The organism is Acinetobacter sp. OYA S30, assembly GCF_033599315.1.
Classification (GTDB): domain Bacteria; phylum Pseudomonadota; class Gammaproteobacteria; order Pseudomonadales; family Moraxellaceae; genus Acinetobacter; species Acinetobacter baumannii.
The window spans coordinates 100,375-113,905 of sequence record NZ_JAWVAV010000001.1; the positions used below are offsets into that span (position 1 = coordinate 100,375).

At 41.3% G+C, this 13,531-nt stretch carries 10 protein-coding genes; 4 read left to right on the forward strand and 6 right to left on the reverse strand.

The annotated features are described in order from the left end of the window. Nucleotides 1-70: 70 nt before the first annotated feature. The 4 genes from R5R67_RS00475 to edd all read right to left on the reverse strand — a co-directional run bounded on the left by R5R67_RS00475 (nucleotide 71) and on the right by edd (nucleotide 4,649). Nucleotides 71-583, reverse strand: a complete 513-nt coding sequence (locus R5R67_RS00475; protein WP_001978744.1) for a gluconokinase — start codon at nucleotides 581-583, stop codon at nucleotides 71-73. A gap of 17 nt (nucleotides 584-600) precedes the next feature. Further along, on the reverse strand, nucleotides 601-1,959 hold the full coding sequence (locus R5R67_RS00480) for a gluconate:H+ symporter (RefSeq protein ID WP_009518791.1): 1,359 nt from the start codon (nucleotides 1,957-1,959) through the stop codon (nucleotides 601-603). 195 nt (nucleotides 1,960-2,154) lie between these two features. After that, a complete protein-coding gene (gene eda / locus R5R67_RS00485) occupies nucleotides 2,155-2,775 on the reverse strand; it encodes a bifunctional 4-hydroxy-2-oxoglutarate aldolase/2-dehydro-3-deoxy-phosphogluconate aldolase (RefSeq protein WP_000034283.1) in 621 nt (206 codons plus the stop codon). Nucleotides 2,776-2,795: 20 nt separating this feature from the next. Next, nucleotides 2,796-4,649, reverse strand: a complete 1,854-nt coding sequence (gene edd / locus R5R67_RS00490; RefSeq protein ID WP_000365482.1) for a phosphogluconate dehydratase — start codon at nucleotides 4,647-4,649, stop codon at nucleotides 2,796-2,798. A gap of 762 nt (nucleotides 4,650-5,411) precedes the next feature. Between edd and R5R67_RS00495 the strand changes: the two genes are divergently transcribed. The 4 genes from R5R67_RS00495 (at nucleotide 5,412) to R5R67_RS00510 (ending at nucleotide 11,249) form a co-directional block, all read left to right on the forward strand. After that, nucleotides 5,412-6,614 (forward strand): acetate/propionate family kinase, encoded by a 1,203-nt coding sequence (locus R5R67_RS00495; RefSeq protein WP_000246002.1) that lies wholly within the window; start codon nucleotides 5,412-5,414, stop codon nucleotides 6,612-6,614. A 42-nt stretch (nucleotides 6,615-6,656) separates the two neighbouring features. Beyond that, a complete protein-coding gene (pta, locus tag R5R67_RS00500; protein WP_001092294.1) occupies nucleotides 6,657-8,801 on the forward strand; it encodes a phosphate acetyltransferase in 2,145 nt (714 codons plus the stop codon). A gap of 226 nt (nucleotides 8,802-9,027) precedes the next feature. Beyond that, complete coding sequence (locus R5R67_RS00505; RefSeq protein ID WP_000207470.1) at nucleotides 9,028-10,554, forward strand: fumarate hydratase; 1,527 nt, start codon at nucleotides 9,028-9,030, stop codon at nucleotides 10,552-10,554. Nucleotides 10,555-10,694: 140 nt separating this feature from the next. Next, nucleotides 10,695-11,249 (forward strand): DUF2059 domain-containing protein, encoded by a 555-nt coding sequence (locus R5R67_RS00510; protein WP_002040513.1) that lies wholly within the window; start codon nucleotides 10,695-10,697, stop codon nucleotides 11,247-11,249. 24 nt (nucleotides 11,250-11,273) lie between these two features. Here the strand turns inward: R5R67_RS00510 and R5R67_RS00515 are convergent, their stop codons facing one another. After that, nucleotides 11,274-11,990 carry a DUF2846 domain-containing protein gene (locus tag R5R67_RS00515; protein ID WP_001269738.1) on the reverse strand — a complete coding sequence of 239 codons (717 nt, stop codon included), beginning with the start codon at nucleotides 11,988-11,990 and terminating at the stop codon, nucleotides 11,274-11,276. Nucleotides 11,991-12,137: 147 nt separating this feature from the next. After that, complete coding sequence (clpX, locus tag R5R67_RS00520; RefSeq protein ID WP_001289250.1) at nucleotides 12,138-13,451, reverse strand: ATP-dependent Clp protease ATP-binding subunit ClpX; 1,314 nt, start codon at nucleotides 13,449-13,451, stop codon at nucleotides 12,138-12,140. Between the last annotated feature and the right edge of the window lie 80 nt (nucleotides 13,452-13,531).

Sequence of the window (13,531 nt, forward strand, 5' to 3'; positions counted from 1 at the left end):
CCTTGCTTGAACCGTAGACCACAAGGTGAATTCTTAAAGCATGGATAGTTTCGATATTTTCTAGATGAATTTACCCCCGACACACACTATCAGTTACCCCTAGCTTCTGGATAACTTGTTCAATGATCTGTTCTGGTGTGAGAGCAATATCAATAGCAATTGCTTCATTCACATCAGGTTCCTCTAATGTATCTAGTTGGGTTTGTAACAATGCCGGATCAAAAAAATGACCAGATCTTTCTGCAAGTCTTTGCTGTAATAGTTCATAAGAACCTTTTAGATATACAAACTTAACATTTTGGTCCTGCCCTCTTAAAATATCGCGATACATCCGCTTTAAAGATGAGCATGTAAACACAGCCGTTTCACCATCTCTTTGTTTTGCTTCAATTGCCTGACGAATAGCTTGCAACCACGGCAAGCGGTCTTCATCGGTTAAAGGGATACCTTGGCTCATCTTACTTTTATTTGCAGCTGAATGAAGCGTATCGCCATCAAGAAACTCACAAGCCAAACGCTCTGATAACAACTCACCAATAAGGGTTTTCCCTGTGCCACAAACACCCATTGCTATCACTATCATGGATTACCTACCTCTAATTACAAAACAGCACTAAGCAACAATGTGAAAGACAAACCAAGTACCGAAATAATTGTTTCCAGTACAGACCAAGTCTTCAGTGTCTGCCCAACTGTCATTCCAAAATATTCTTTGATTAGCCAGAAACCAGCATCGTTTACATGCGAGAAAATTAATGATCCAGAACCTGTCGCTAATACTAAAAGTTCAGGTCTAACGACTACACCTGCTGCTGCCGCAATAGGTGCCACAATGCTACAAGCCGTGGCCATCGCAACAGTAGCCGAACCTGTTGCCAGACGTATGAGAGCAGCAACAAGCCATCCTAATAACAATGGTGAAAGGTTTGCTTTTAAAGCAGTAGAGACGATTTCATTAGAAATTCCACTGTCTCTTAAAATACCGCCGAAACCGCCACCAGCACCAACAATCAGCAAAATACCCGCAATTGAAGCTAGACATCCACCACAGAATTTTTCAATTTGTTCACGGTTAAAACCCTGCATGGTGCCAAAAGTAATAAAGCTGACCAAAACAGCAATAAGCAATGCAATATCAGAAGTACCAATAAAGCGTAATAACTCATTTGGGAACGTTTTTGGTGCAAAGAAAACATCTGCCCAACTACCAACTAGCATCAATGCAACCGGTAGCATGATCGTAAATAAGGTAATCCCAAAGCTCGGCAATTCACGTGTGTTGTTAGCATCTGCTTCAACAAACTGCTTTGCTAAAGGATTATTTTCAGGCAATTTGACATATTTGTTGATCCATAATGCATACAATGGACCTGCAACAACCGCCGTCGGGACGCCAACCAATAAACTGTACATAATGGTTTTACCGATGTCGGCATGGTAAGCCTGTACCGCAAGCAAAGCGGCTGGATGCGGCGGAATCAACCCATGTACGACCGATAAACCCGCAACCATAGGTAAACCAACAATTAATAATGATTTACCTGTACGTTTGGCAATATTGAATGCAATTGGAATAAGAAGTACAAAACCAACTTCAAAAAATACCGGAAGCCCTACAATTAACGCAATGAACATCATAGCCCAGTGAATATGTTTTTCACCAAACCATTTAATTAAAGTAATTGCTATTCGTTCTGCACCACCTGACTCAGCCATCATCTTGCCAAGCATGGTTCCCAACGCAATCACAATCGCAAGGTGACCTAGTGTTTTACCGGTACCCGCTTCATATGATTTAACAATCCCGTCCATTGGCATGCCAACTGCAAGAGCTAAACCAAGAGAAACAATAATAAGAACTAAAAAGGGGTAAATTCTAAACTTCGCGATCATGACAATCAAAGCAACGATCGCAATTAAAGCATAGACAAGCAACATGCCACCCTGAACCGTCTCCATGTGACACTTTCTCCTTGGAATAATGTTATCTAGGCACTGCCTAAATAAAGGTCTTCAACCAGAGATATACTCATTGTTGAAGCACTCATTTTTTATATTTAGTATGACTGGCAACCGCCAGTCACAGCATCACAAAAAATCTAAAGCACCTAAAAGACACTTTAGATTTTTAAACCACAATTACTTTCGTAAAACTCACAACTGACTTGCAATTTGGGCTAAACGGGTAATTTCAGCCCAATCTTGTGCAGCGACAACAGGTTTAGGCGTTAACCATGACCCACCTACACACACCACATTAGGTTGCTTTAAGAAATCTGGAGCTGTCTCTGCTGTAATTCCACCTGTTGGGCAGAAACGTAAGTTTGGAAATGGACCATAAAATGCTTTTAGCATCTCAACCCCACCTGCCTGTTGAGCAGGGAAAAACTTCACAATGTCGTAGCCCAACTCAATCGCTTGAATGAGATCACTCGGTGTCATTACGCCTGGTAAAAGAGGTAAACCTGCATCTTGTGCAGCCAAATGCAAGTCTTTGGTTAAACCAGGTGATACCCCAAATTTAGCACCAGCTTTTTTAGCTTGCGCACAATGCTCAGGCTTGGTAATTGTTCCCACACCCACCACAATGTCATCTGCTAACTGAGATGCACGTTCAATGGCAGCAAGCCCAGCAGCTGTACGTAAAGTAATTTCCAGTACCTTTACACCACCAGCATGCAACGCACGTGAGACATGTTCACCTTGTTCGGCAGAGTCAAAAGCCAACACCGGAATTACTGGACCTAATTTGACAACATCTTCAATCTTGCTCATTACTTTGTAATTCCTTTGTCTTAAATCTGCCCTTGTGGCTCTTCGCCAACAAGTGCACCAAACACAGATGCACCATGTTCAGCAGGCGCTGCTGCCGCACGGAACACACCAAATAATTCACGGCCAAAACCAACTTCGTTTTCTGCCTGATGTTCTGGTTGAGCAACAGGACGTGACTGCCAAGTCTGCTCATCTAACTCAATATCGAGTACACCAGCTTCAGCATCAATGATTAACATATCTCCGGTTTGAACTTTGCCAATCGGACCATTCAATAACGCTTCTGGAGACAAATGAATGACTGCCGGTACTTTGCCTGAAGCACCAGACATACGGCCATCGGTTACTAATGCAACATGGAAGCCTTGATCTTGTAAAACACCCAACACAGGAGTCAAGCGGTGCAACTCAGGCATACCATTAGCACGCGCACCTTGGAAACGAACAACCGCAATAAAGTCTCGGTGCAATTCACCACGATCAAACGCTGCCTGTACCGCTTCTTGCGAGTCAAAAACAATTGCCGGTGCTTTCACTTTACGGTGCTCTGGCGCAACCGCAGAAATCTTGATAACACCACGGCCAAGGCGACCTTGCATTAAGCGCAAGCCGCCATCTGGCTGAAACGGCGCATCAATGCTACGGAGTACTTTGTCATCAAGGCTTTGAACTACCCCGTCAACCCAAGTAAGCTTACCGTCAATCAATTTCGGTTCTTTGGTGTAATGCTGTAAACCTTTACCAGCGATGGTCGTCACATCGTTATGTAACAAACCAGCCTCAAGTAAGTTACGAATAAGGAATGCTACCCCACCCGCAGCTTGGAAATGGTTTACATCGGCCTTGCCATTTGGATAGATTTTTGCGAGCAATGGAACAACAGCAGACAACTCATCAAAGTCATCCCAGTCAATTAAGATGCCAGCCGCACGTGCAATCGCAATCAGATGTAACGTATGGTTGGTTGAACCACCTGTAGCCAGTAAAGCCACAATACCATTAATAATGGCTTTTTCATCAATAACATGGCCAATCGGCGTGTAATTGCCTCGCTCGGCAGTTAAGTCAAGTACACGTTTAGCAGCTTCGGCAGTGAGCGCATCACGTAATGGCGTATGAGGATGAACAAATGCCGCACTTGGCAAATGCAAGCCCATCACTTCCATCAACATTTGGTTACTGTTCGCAGTACCATAGAATGTACATGTGCCCTGACCATGATAGGCAGCCGATTCAGCTTCAAGTAAGGCATCGCGTCCTACTTGACCTGTCGCGAATTGCTGGCGGATTTTGGCTTTATCATCATTCGACAAACCGCTACTCATTGGCCCCGCAGGTACAAAAATGGTTGGTAGATAACCAAACTGCAAAGCACCAATCAGCAAGCCCGGAACAATCTTATCACATACCCCGAGACACAATGCGGCATCGAACATGTTATGGGAAAGTGCAATCGCAGTCCCCATCGCAATGGTTTCACGTGAAAATAGTGATAATTCCATACCGGCATTACCTTGAGTAATACCATCACACATTGCCGGTACACCGCCCGCAAACTGTGCAACACCACCATTTTCACGTGCAGCTGTTTTTATAATGTCAGGGAATGTTTTATATGGGGCATGTGCTGAAAGCATTTCATTATATGAAGACACAATGCCAATATTTGGTTCACGGCCAACTTTAATAATTAATTTTTCATTATCTTCCATGCCAGCAAAACCATGAGCCAAGTTGGCACATGAGAGTGCACCACGAGCTGGGAATTTGCCTTGGGCATGTTCAATACGTTGTAAATATGCAGAACGAGTTTTTTGGCTACGCGCAATTACACGTTCAGTAACTTTTGCCAATACTGGATTCGGCAAGTCCATGCTGGACGCTCCTGTACAACCGGATAAGCCGGAACATAAAAATAGACCAAATGATATATTTCATCATCATTTGATAAGGGGGAGGAACAATATTATTAAGGCAAAAAGCGACATGCAAGCCCTAGTCAACTTTACGGTAATACTCGAGCATCGGTATTAAATACAAATTATGTTTAAGTTTTAAACGAGAAGCTGGTTTTATTTTTGACTATATTTATTGGTAAATCTGCCTCTATTAACTATGAGAAAATTCTCATAATATCAAAGCAATAAATTATTCTTATAAATGTATTAATACCGACTTTTTTATACTAAGTTTTATATTAAAAATGTTTATGATTTATTCATTTTAACCTATATATAAACGATTAAAATTTAATTTCATTTACGTATATTATTTGTAATACTCCCCTCTAGTTTGATTAAAATAACAGCACTTCTTTTTTCTTAAAAAATTTATCCCAAATATTTGAAAAATACATTAAATAGAAATCTAGCTTTCATAAATATATACAAAAAACTGTTTAATTCTTCTACAAAAAAACAATAAATACAGTGGTTAAGCTTTATACTGAGCGAATATTAGTTATAAAAAATTTAATGGTCGATAGTGCTTAAGTCTAATGGGCTAAAGTCTATCTTGGACAGAAAAACAACACATGTTAAAACATCACAACCTGCTCTTAATGCATCACACAATTAATGCCTTTTGATCAGGAAGTTAGGAAAACTATTTTTATATCAGGACTTGGGTATTTCAACGTGGCTACATCAGTATTAGTTATTAATTGCGGTTCTTCATCTATTAAATACGCACTGGTTTCAGAGCGTCGTGAAGATCGTATTTACGGTTTAGCAGAAAACTTAGGGGCAGCTGATGCTCGTATTAAAGGGATTACCGTCGGTGGAGAACCGCTAGAGCTTTCAACTCCTTATGCTGACCACGCCAAAGCTTTAGAAACTTTACTTGCACGTCTTGCAAACTATAAACCTCAAGCAATCGGTCACCGTGTCGTACATGGTGGAAGCCTTACCAAAGCTGAACTACTCACCCCTGAAATTGTAGAACGTATTCGTGCAGCCACTCCGCTTGCACCGCTTCATAATCCTGCTCACTTAATCGGGATTGAAGCAACGATGCGCCTATTCCCTGAATTACCTCAAGTTGCCGTATTTGACACCGCATTTCATCAAACTATGCCTGCGCATGCATACCGTTATGCAATCCCTAAGTTTTTATATACAGAACATAATGTTCGTCGCTATGGTTTCCACGGTACAAGCCATGCTTATGTGTCTGACCGCGGCAGTGAACTGGCAGGAAAATTCCAAAAAGGCGGTTGGTTAACAGCACACTTGGGCAATGGTAGCTCGACTTGTGCAGTGTGGAATGGACAAAGTGTTGATACTTCTATGGGCCTTACTCCACTTGAAGGTGTTGTAATGGGAACACGTAGTGGTGATGTCGATCCAAGCTTACACAGCTTCCTTGCTAAAAATCTTGGCTGGGACTTAGCAAAAATCGATAAAGTTTTAAATAACGAAAGTGGATTACTTGGCTTATCACAACTCTCTAACGATATGCGTACAGTGATTGAAGCTGCTGAAAATGGCAATGAAGATGCTTGCCTTGCGATTGAAGTATTTAGCTATCGCCTTGCAAAATCACTTGCTGCCCTAAGTTGTGGTTTACCAAGTATTGATGGCTTGATCTTTACAGGCGGTATTGGTGAGAACTCAGCTTATATACGTGAAAAAACTCTAGCTTATTTACCTCATTTCGGTTTACAGCTCGATAAAGACCAGAACAACAATTTAAAACGTGGTACAGAAGGCCGTATTGATAGCGGCACAGGTCCACAAATCTGGGTGATTCCAACCGATGAAGAAGGCCGTATTGCCAAAGAAACTCGTCAGGTTGTAGAGGTTTCACAAAATACATCTCCTGAAGTTAGCCTTGCTTAATTACAGAAGTAAAAAACGCTATTCATTTATTTATAGGTTTATATGAATACAATTTTATTAATTCCTACAGGTGAAGGGGTTGGTTTAACCTCTGCCTGCTTAGGTATGATTTATGCACTTGATTGTAATGGGATTAAAGCAGGCTTTTTAAAACCGTTCTCTCAGGTAGATCAAGAAAATTTAGACCGAACTACCTCTTTATTTGGTCATTTATTTCAAAGCAAAACTGTTCAATCCATTTCTCATGAAAAGCTAACCCAACGCATTGCGGCTGGTGAAGTCGATGAGTTACTTGAAGAAGCAGTAAGTCTTCATCGCAGTATCGCAGCAGATAATAATGTGATTATTGTTGAAGGCTTATTACCCAATGGGCAAGACCATTTTGCCAGTGAACTTAATGCAAGCCTTGCACAAGCGCTTGATGCTGAAGTGGTTTTAGTCAGTACAGCAGATATTCAAAACCCACGTAAAACAGCAGAGAAAGTTGAAGCTCACTTACGGCAGTTTGGCGGTGCAACCTCTAACCGAACAGCGGGCGTACTCTTTATGCGTACACGCGGGTTGTCTGAAGAAACAGCTCAAATACCTGTCGCATTTGACCCGTCGTTACGTCCAACCGAAGACATCGCAAAATTTACGGCAGAATTGCAAAAATATAACCGCTACTTTGGATCAAGCGATTTACCAATTATTGGTCTAGTTCCGTTTAGTAATACCTTAAGTGTACCTAGAACATTAGACATCGCGAGCGTGATTGATGGCCAATGGGTAAATCAAGGCGAAGCAAAAACACGTCGTATTTTGCACTCAAGTTTAATTGCTTCAAGCATTGAATATGAACTGAATAAATTCATTGCTGGCGAACTGATTATTAGCGCTTCTGAACGTACCGATGTATTACTGGCAAGTAGTCTCGCCACCAGTAATGGCATTCCACTGGCAGGCTTGGTGTTGACTGAGCGTGAAGCTCCTGCTCCCAAGCTTTTAGAGTTTTGCCAAAGTGCTATCAAACAAGGGTTGCCAATTTTACACACCCATTTAAATACACTAGAAACTGCGCAGCGCCTATCCGATTTTGGTAATGAAATTCCAACCGATGACACTGAACGTGCCGAGCAAGTGACCCGATTTGTTTCCAGTCACATAGATGTCGAATGGCTTAAACAGCATAGTAATAACGGTGCTACACCACGCCTTTCCCCTTCTGCATTCCGTCATGAACTGGTACAAAAATCGATTGCAGCTAAAAAACGGATTGTCCTTCCAGAAGGTGATGAGCCACGCACTATTGAAGCTGCTGCTATATGTCAGGCTCGTGGTATTGCGCATTGTATTTTGTTAGCAAAACCAGAAACTGTACATGACGTAGCAAAAGCACGTGGTATCGAGTTACCAGCCGGGTTAGAAATTATTGATCCAGATCAGATCCGTGACCAATATATTGCACCAATGGTTGAACTCCGCAAAGGCAAACTCAACGACCTACAAGCTAAAGAGCAATTACAAGATACTGTAGTTCTCGGCACCATGATGCTAGCTCTAGATCATGTGGATGGATTAGTTTCAGGGGCAGTTCATACAACCGCCAATACAGTGCGCCCAGCGTTCCAACTGATTAAAACCGCTCCAGCATACTCACTGGTTTCATCCATTTTCTTTATGCTTTTACCGGATGAAGTCTATGTCTACGGTGACTGTGCAATTAACCCGGACCCTACAGCCGAACAGCTTGCCGAAATTGCGATTCAGTCTGCTGACTCTGCAAAAGCGTTTGGAATTGACCCACGTATTGCCATGATCAGCTACTCAACTGGTACATCTGGAACGGGTGCTGATGTTGAGAAAGTACAGCAAGCGACTCAAATTGCACAGCAACGTCGCCCTGATTTACTGATTGACGGTCCACTACAATACGATGCGGCTTCAGTTGAAAGTGTAGGACGCCAAAAGGCGCCAGACTCACGCGTTGCTGGCCGTGCCAATGTGTTTATTTTCCCTGACTTAAATACAGGCAACACAACCTATAAAGCAGTACAACGTGCAGCAAATGTAGTTAGCGTTGGCCCAATGCTCCAAGGCCTAAATAAGCCAGTCAATGACTTGTCTCGTGGTGCTTTAGTAGATGACATCGTCTTTACTATTGCATTAACAGCCATTCAGGCCGAGCAGCAAGCTGCTGCCAAATAATTAATATCATTTAATCTTTTCTACCTCTCGCCATTTGATATCCACTCAAATGGCTTTTTTTATTTTTAAAAAATAAGCCTGATTCTAGGTTGTTCTTAATTTTAAATAACTTAGCCTTTGTGTTATTCGACTTTCGGTCAAAAGATCAACCAATCCCCCACAAGATTGTCTTTTTGTCATATAATTTAGCCCGCTAGCTAACAGCCCGCTCAAGAGATTTTTTGGTATGACAACGATTATCAAACAAGATGACTTGATTACATCAATCAAGGACGCCCTACAGTTTATTTCGTACTATCACCCGCAAGACTTTATCCAAGCGATGAGCCGTGCTTATGATCGCGAAGAAAACAAAGCTGCAAAGGATGCAATTGCACAGATTTTAATTAACTCTCGCATGTGTGCGGAAGGTCATCGTCCAATTTGCCAAGATACTGGTATTGTTAACGTTTTCCTTGAAGTGGGCTTAGATGTTAAATTTGATTTAACAATGAGCTTAGACGATGCAGTAAATGAAGGTGTTCGCCAAGGTTACCTTGAAAACAGCAACGTTCTTCGTGCATCTGTTCTTGCTGACCCTGCATTTGGTCGTAAAAATACAAAAGATAACACCCCTGCCGTTATTCACTACAAACTCGTACCAGGTAACAAAGTAGATATTACTGTTGCTGCTAAGGGTGGCGGTTCAGAAAACAAATCTAAACTTGCGATGCTTAACCCATCTGACTCGATTGTTGACTGGGTTCTTAAAACCGTTCCAACTATGGGTGCAGGCTGGTGTCCTCCTGGTATGCTCGGTATCGGTATTGGTGGTACTGCTGAAAAAGCCATGATGCTTGCGAAAGAAGCACTCATGGAAGAAATCAACATGGACGAATTACTTCGCCGTGGACCAGAGAACAAAATCGAAGAACTTCGTATCGAAATCTTTGAAAAAGTAAACGCTCTTGGTATTGGTGCACAAGGTCTTGGCGGTTTAACGACTGTTCTTGACATTAAAATCAAAGACTACCCATGTCACGCTGCTGGCAAACCAGTAGGTATGATTCCTAACTGTGCTGCGACTCGTCACGCCCACTTCCAGCTTGATGGTTCAGGTGTAGCTCATATTCAAGCACCAAAACTTGAAGACTACCCATCTGTAACTTGGGATGCTTCACAATCTAAACGTGTAAACCTTGATACCATTACTCAAGGAGAAATGGACTCTTGGAAACCGGGCGACACATTACTTCTTAGCGGTACAATGTACACAGGTCGTGATGCTGCACACAAACGTATGGTTGAAATGATCGACAACGGTGAAGAATTACCGGTTGATCTTAAAGGTAAGTTTATTTACTACGTTGGCCCTGTTGATCCGGTACGTGATGAAGTGGTTGGTCCTGCCGGTCCTACAACGGCTACACGTATGGACAAATTCACACGTAAAGTACTCGAGCATACTGGTCTATTCGGTATGATCGGTAAAGCTGATCGTGGTCCTACAGCAATTGAAGCAATCAAGGACAACAAAGCAACTTACCTTATGGCGGTGGGCGGTGCAGCTTACCTCGTATCTAAAGCTGTTCGCGAAGCTGAAGTGGTTGCATTTGCAGACTTGGGTATGGAAGCAATCTACAAATTTGTAGTGGAAGATATGCCTGTATCTGTTGCAGTTGATGTAAACGGTACATCAATTCACGCAGTAGCTCCAAAAATCTGGCAAGCGAAAATTGGTAAAATTCCAGTAATCGATGCCGCAGCTGGCTAATCAAGAAAAGCACCGGATTCGGTGCTTTTTTTATGCCTTTTAATATTTTTTTGAAATTGAAAAGAATTGTAACAATTGGTTCACCAATCTGTGCTATTAATGAATATACCCACCCGCCTACACTGCATATAGGTCATTTCATGACTATTCGCCCTATTCTTAAAAATCTTTCAATCAGTCTCTGTCTAAGCTGTATTACCACGAGCTTATTTGCTTCTCCTGCCAAGTTAAGTTCAGTAAAAGAACTCATGCAAATGAGCCAAATTGATTATCTATTGAAAGAATCAATCAATGAGTTAACGCCTTACTATGATCAACAAGCTGAACAGATCATTAGCAATATTACGGGCATCAAAACTTTAGGCCCGAAAGAAAAAGAGGCAGCGAAAAACTTAGGCTTACTTTTAAAAGATTCGAGTAACCAGCTGATTAGCAGCCCTAAAACGACTCAAGCCTTACAAGATATTTATTTAAAAACGTATACCGAAGAAGAAATCCAAGCAAATTTAAAGTTTTTGAAAACCCCAGAAGGCCAATCAATTACCCGTAAAAATGTACAGATTATGGGGCAAATTTCAGAATATATGATGGAATTGGGACAGCAAACTTTTAATGACCCTAAAGCACGAGATCATATGCAAGAAGAAATGCTAAAAATTATTGCACCATTAATGAAAGATAAAGAAAAGTCTTAACTTTTCTTTATCGACCTCAAATTGTTACCAAGTTAAAGGGTTCCACAATTTAAATGGTTTTATCAGATGTACATCTGACTTTTCATTATATTTAGCAGGTTTTAATTCTTGGGGTTTATGACGTATTTTTCCTGAAGCATCTTCAGCAACAAAATTATAGCTAGAAGATTTAAGCTCGGTAAATGCAATTTCTCTACGACCAATATTATCTTGCATTAACATGAATGGACCCGTGTGCTCACTACGGTCCATTTTATTTTCTTCATCATACTTCAAATAATAAGATACTCCTGCATCTACCGTAATATCGATATATTTAGGTTCTTGAAAATGAATCCCCAACAAAGGACGGCTCGCTGAAATACGGTAAGTTCCTGCTGGCAGTTCAATCCAGTAATAATGGTTATGCAATAAACTTGGAATTCGTTTTCCATTCACAAATAAATTGATGGCTGCAATTTCCTGACGATTCCATTTCGTGTCTGGCCGGTAAAGATAGACAACTGCTGCCTGCTCATTTTGGGGTTTAACTGGCGCAAATGTCTGACCTAACTTTTGATTTACCCATCCCCCTACAGTGAAGCCACCTAAACGATATTGATCCAATAAACCGGGTTCTTTATCAACATCAACTTTAGGTAAAGTGGCAGTCAGCTCACCTGAATTCTTTTCTAAGTGTGATGAACTTTGGCAACCTGCAAGTAATGCGGCACAACTTAAAGCAATAATTAAATAACGCATGACATCCCTCAAAGCGTTTTCTTTTGATTTTTCTATATCGCAAAACTATGCGTATTTTGTTTTTTTAGATTAACACCACCTACATGAATTGAAAACAAAAAAAGCATGAATCACCGAGGCAATTCATGCTTTTTAGATGAATGAAATCTAAGCAGACTTCGAATCAATTACTTTTAAATCTGCCTTAGCAACACTTTCATGTGTTACAGCTTCTTTAGGCTGACGTTCTGACTTGTAGACAGGTTCAGCTTCACCATTAATAACTGCTTCATTAATGAAAACTGTTCCTACATCTGTACGGCTTGGCAAGTCATACATCGTTTCAAGTAGAACATTTTCCAAAATCGAACGTAGGCCACGAGCTCCGGTATTACGCTCAAGCGCTCGCTTAGCCACTGCACGTAAAGCTGAATCTTCAAATACGAGGTCAACATTTTCCATATTGAACAGGTATTGATACTGACGAGTTAATGCATTTTTCGGTTCAGTCAAAATTTGCATTAACGCTTCTTCATCAAGCTCTTCAAGCGTTGCAATCACTGGTAAACGGCCAATGAATTCTGGAATTAAACCAAATTTAACTAAATCAGTTGGCTCAACTTGACGGAATAATTCAGCAAGTTTTTTGGTTTCATCTTTGTTTTTAACATCAGCTGTAAAGCCAATTCCGCCTTTCTCTTGACGCTGTTGTACAATTTTTTCCAGTCCAGCAAACGCACCACCACAAATAAATAGAATATTTGAGGTATCAATTTGAATGAACTCTTGCTGTGGATGCTTACGTCCACCTTGTGGTGGAATTGAGGCTACCGTACCTTCAATCATCTTAAGCAAAGCTTGTTGTACACCTTCACCAGACACGTCACGAGTAATCGACGGATTTTCAGATTTACGTGTAATCTTGTCGATTTCATCAATGTAGATAATGCCCTTTTGAGCTTTTTCTACATCGTAATCTGCTTTTTGCAAAAGCTTTTGTACGATATTTTCAACGTCTTCGCCAACATAACCCGCTTCAGTCAAAGTAGTCGCATCTGCCATTGCAAACGGCACATCTAACAAACGAGCCAATGTTTGAGCAAGTAATGTTTTACCTGAACCGGTAGGCCCAATCAGTAGAATGTTACTTTTAGCAATTTCCACATCTTTAGACACATGACCAGATTGCCCGACTTTCAAACGCTTATAATGGTTATAAACGGCAACAGATAATGTCTTTTTGGCAAGATCCTGACCAATCACATATTGATCAAGCGCAGCACGTATTTCATGTGGTTTTGGCAATGCCTTGCTCGCCCAGTCACCTGCTTCAACCTGTTGGCTGGTTTGTACAAGGTCTAAGCAGACATCTACACACTCATTACAAATATATGCGTCCTCGCCCGCAATCAGTTTCCCGACTTCAGACTGCGTTTTACCGCAAAATGAACAATGTTTTTGTCCTTGAGGATGTTCGGACATATTCTCTCCACAAATAGAATCTTAAATATGAGGGCAAGCGATAGGGTTAAATGACTATATGGAGGCGTTTTCCAACAACT

What these genes read in the sequence shown, in the direction of transcription:
- R5R67_RS00475 (WP_001978744.1), bottom strand. Translation starts at nt 583, where the DNA reads ATGATAGTGATAGCAATGGGTGTTTGTGGCACAGGGAAAACCCTTATT.
- R5R67_RS00480 (WP_009518791.1), bottom strand. Translation starts at nt 1,959, where the DNA reads ATGGAGACGGTTCAGGGTGGCATGTTGCTTGTCTATGCTTTAATTGCG.
- eda (WP_000034283.1), bottom strand. Translation starts at nt 2,775, where the DNA reads ATGAGCAAGATTGAAGATGTTGTCAAATTAGGTCCAGTAATTCCGGTG.
- edd (WP_000365482.1), bottom strand. Translation starts at nt 4,649, where the DNA reads ATGGACTTGCCGAATCCAGTATTGGCAAAAGTTACTGAACGTGTAATT.
- pta (WP_001092294.1), top strand. Translation starts at nt 6,657, where the DNA reads ATGAATACAATTTTATTAATTCCTACAGGTGAAGGGGTTGGTTTAACC.
- R5R67_RS00505 (WP_000207470.1), top strand. Translation starts at nt 9,028, where the DNA reads ATGACAACGATTATCAAACAAGATGACTTGATTACATCAATCAAGGAC.
- R5R67_RS00510 (WP_002040513.1), top strand. Translation starts at nt 10,695, where the DNA reads ATGACTATTCGCCCTATTCTTAAAAATCTTTCAATCAGTCTCTGTCTA.
- R5R67_RS00515 (WP_001269738.1), bottom strand. Translation starts at nt 11,990, where the DNA reads ATGCGTTATTTAATTATTGCTTTAAGTTGTGCCGCATTACTTGCAGGT.
- clpX (WP_001289250.1), bottom strand. Translation starts at nt 13,451, where the DNA reads ATGTCCGAACATCCTCAAGGACAAAAACATTGTTCATTTTGCGGTAAA.